Below are 506 nucleotides of genomic sequence, written 5' to 3' on the forward strand. Positions count from 1 at the left end.
TAGACGTCCTCGTCGACGACGTCGATCCCCTCGAGCCGTTCGAGCGCGTATCGGACGGTGCGTGCCGACAGCATCGACTCCTGGACGATCCCCTTCTGGGTCAGCGGTCCGTTGTACTCGAGCACCTTGAAGACCAGTTTGGCGCTCGGCGGGAGGTCGTCGAGGCCCTCCGTTTGGGTTGCTTCCATCGTTACGAATCGAAACCGCACACGCTCATAAATGTTGATGGAGTATTCCCGCTAGAACGCCGTTTACCGGATGTATATTCCGCATCTGACGACGAAATCCGCCCAAAGGCGGCAAAAAAATCTCCTTTTACCCCGCTGGACTGACTAGTCAGTCAGCGATTTCGCTCGCGCGCGCTCCGACGGCGACGTTCGTCTCGTCGGATCGACGAGGGGTGCCGGCTCTCCGAGGCGGTCCCCCCTCGCACCCGACGGCCGGAACGAACGGCTTTTCACGGGCGCTCGCGGATCCGAACGCATGAGCGACGACTCGGGCCTGTC

Annotated in this window: 1 protein-coding gene; it reads right to left on the reverse strand. The window is 61.5% G+C overall.

Features of this window, described 5'->3' with window-relative positions:
- The coding region (locus tag EXE44_RS18015) for a helix-turn-helix domain-containing protein (protein ID WP_137718049.1) at positions 1–188 on the reverse strand (188 nt) is incomplete at its 3' end.
- Positions 189–506: the final 318 nt, after the last annotated feature.

This window comes from Halorubrum sp. SS7, from assembly GCF_005435055.1.
Taxonomy (GTDB): domain Archaea; phylum Halobacteriota; class Halobacteria; order Halobacteriales; family Haloferacaceae; genus Halorubrum; species Halorubrum salinarum.